This is a genomic window from Roseateles sp. (genome assembly GCF_044373315.1).
Taxonomy (GTDB): Bacteria; Pseudomonadota; Gammaproteobacteria; order Burkholderiales; family Burkholderiaceae_C; genus JACDQM01.
In genome coordinates, this window is the sequence record NZ_JBILQK010000209.1 from 1 (window position 1) to 2,765 (window position 2,765).

General features: G+C 63.2%; 3 protein-coding genes. 1 reads left to right on the top strand and 2 read right to left on the bottom strand.

All coding sequences use genetic code 11. The features are described from left to right. On the bottom strand, nt 1-227 hold a 227-nt coding region (locus ACIQ67_RS20490; protein WP_397536220.1), incomplete at its 3' end, for a CoA transferase. A gap of 94 nt (nt 228-321) precedes the next feature. Between ACIQ67_RS20490 and greB the strand changes: the two genes are divergently transcribed. After that, nucleotides 322-894: a transcription elongation factor GreB gene (gene greB / locus ACIQ67_RS20495; protein WP_397536221.1), complete on the top strand. Its 573-nt coding sequence runs from the start codon at nt 322-324 to the stop codon at nt 892-894. On the opposite strand, the gene ACIQ67_RS20500 is transcribed toward greB, so the two are convergent. Continuing rightward, the coding region (locus tag ACIQ67_RS20500; protein WP_397536222.1) for a RelA/SpoT family protein at nt 891-2,765 on the bottom strand (1,875 nt) is incomplete at its 5' end. The two genes, greB and ACIQ67_RS20500, sit on opposite strands and share 4 nt — an antisense overlap.

Here is a 2,765-nt window from a genome sequence, read left to right on the forward strand (position 1 = left end):
GCTTGCACAGCGCGCAGCCCCAAGGGGTTCTTGAGGTCGAGGCAGATTGAACGCTTGCCCCGATTCATGGCTTCGCCCGCGCCCAGCGTGCGCAGCGCGGCGGGCCTTTCGATGACGATGACGTCAGCGCCCATGTCGGCCAGCAGCATGCCGCAAAACGGCCCAGGCCCGATCCCGGCCATCTCGATGACGCGCAGGCCGCTCAAGGGCCCTGTTGCCTGACTCATTCTGATCGTCTCCATATCATTGTGGTGAGAGCGGCATGACTCACGAAGACCCAGGCCCGGGACTCACGCCGTTGGACAGCGAGACAATACACGCATGAGCAAGGCATTCACCAAGGAGAGTGACGCGGACGACGACGAGGAGTTCGCGTTGCCAGCGCTGCCGCAAGGCACGCGCAATTACATGACGCCGCAGGGCTATGCGCGTTTGCGCGCGGAGTTCATGGAGTTGCTGGATGTCGAACGGCCGAAGATCGTCGAGACCGTGTCATGGGCCGCCAAGAACGGTGACCGTTCGGAGAATGGCGACTATCTCTATGGCAAGAAGCGCCTGAGGGAAATCGATCGCAGGCTGCGATTCCTGACCAAGCGTCTGGACATTGCTGAGGTCGCCGACCCCAGCCTTCACTACGGCCGCGATCAGATCTTCTTCGGTGCAACGGTGACCTATGCCAACTCCAAAGGTGAGGAGCGCACGATCACGATCAAGGGCATCGACGAGAGCGACAGCCTGCTGGGCGAAGTCAGCTGGGTTTCTCCGATCGCGCGCGCACTGCTGAAGGCGCGCGAGGGCGACGAAGTGCCGTTGATGACGCCAGGAGGTGCCGAGCGGCTTGAGGTGCTGGAGGTGCGATACCCGGCGCCGGTTTCGGTTAAGTCGCCAAACTAGTTCGCCGGCTGGCCCTGCGGCTTCACGCGCCACGCCCTCAGCACGGCGGGGCTGCGCTTGAGGGTGCGAAGCACGTCCGCCAAGTGCAACCTGTCACGCACGGCCAGCAGCAGGCTCATCTCGACTGTTTCCCGGCGTTCGGATTCATCGCTCATCGCAATGTGTGTGATGTCGGCTTCGGCGCTGCTCACTGCAGACGCCACCTGGGCCAGCACGCCCTTGCCATTCGTTAGCAGGATGCCGACGCTGGCTTCAAAGGCGCGCGACAGCTCTTCGGACCAGCTGACAGCGATCCAGTGCTCGCTGTCGCGCTGCATCAGGCGCCGGCCGACCGCGCACTCGGAGGTATGGACGATCAGACCTTCGCCACGCCCCAGGTAGCCCCGCACTTCGTCTCCGGGGATCGGGCGGCAGCAGGTGGCCAGGCGTACTGATGCACCCTCGCTGCCGTCCAATGTCACGCTACCCTGAGCAGGCTCATCGTCGCTCGCGAAACGCCCCATACTGAGCATCACGGCATCAGGGCGCTGCCCTTGCTCGGTCAGCATGCGTGCCAGCTTCTTGGCAACGATAGTGGCGATCTTGCGGCCCAGTCCGACCTCGATCAACAACTCGTCCACATGGCGGTTGCCGGCCCAACGCGCCAGTTGCTGCCAGAGCTGCGCCGCCGGCATGTCGTCGTCGTCCAGGCTCGGCAGCGGCAGTCCCTCGGCGCGCAAGGCCTGTGACAGCATCTTCTCACCCAGGTCGCGTGACTCTTCCAGCTCCAGGTTTTTCAGGAAGTGGCGGATCTTCGAGCGTGCCCGTCCGGTTCGCACAAAGCTCAGCCAGGCCGGGTTGGGCCGGGCACCGGCGGCGGTGACGATCTCGATCACATCGCCACTGCGCAACTCGGTGCGCAGCGGTACCGGTTCCCCGTTGATCTGCGCGGCCACGCAGTGGTCGCCGACGTCCGAGTGGATCGCGTAGGCGAAGTCGACAGGCGTTGCCCCCTTGGGCAAGGCCATGATCTTGGACTTCGGCGTGAACACGTAGACGGCATCCGGGAACAGGTCGATCTTGACGTGCTCCAGGAACTCGTTGGCGTCGCGCGTCTCGTCCTGGATGTCGATCAGCGATTGCAGCCAGTGCGCACCGAGTTGCTGGGTCTTCTTGGCGTCCCCAGGGGACTTGTACATCCAATGCGCCGCCACGCCTTTTTCCGCCACCATGTGCATCACCTCGGTGCGCAGCTGGAACTCGATCGGAGTCCCGAGCGGGCTGACCAGGGTGGTGTGCAGCGACTGGTAGCCGTTCGGCTTGGGAATGGCGATGTAGTCCTTGAAACGGCCGGGCTGGGGCTTGTAGAGCTGATGCAGCACGCCGAGCGACAGGTAGCAGGTCGACAGTTCGTCAACGACGATGCGGAATCCGAAGATGTCACTGACCTGCGCAAAGCTCAGGTGCTTGTCCTTCATCTTCTTGTAAATCGAGAACAGCGTCTTCTCGCGGCCCTGGATCTCGACCTTGATACCGGCTTCGGAAAATGCCTTCACCACATCGCGCTCAACGCGGGCCACCAGGTCTCGACGGTTGCCTCTGGCCTTGGAGACGGCCTTGGCCAGCGCCGCATGCCGCCAGGGGTTGATGAACTGGAACGAGAGTTCCTGCAGTTCGCGATAGATCTGATTGAGACCCAGCCGATGCGCAATGGGGGCGTAGATGTCCAGGGTCTCGCGTGCGATGCGGCGACGCTTGTCGGCCGCCATGGCCTGCATCGTTCGCATGTTGTGCAGACGGTCCGCCAGCTTGATCAGGATGACGCGAACATCGCGTGCCATCGCCAGCAGCATCTTGCGGAAGGACTCGGCTTGCGACTCTTCCTTGGTCGA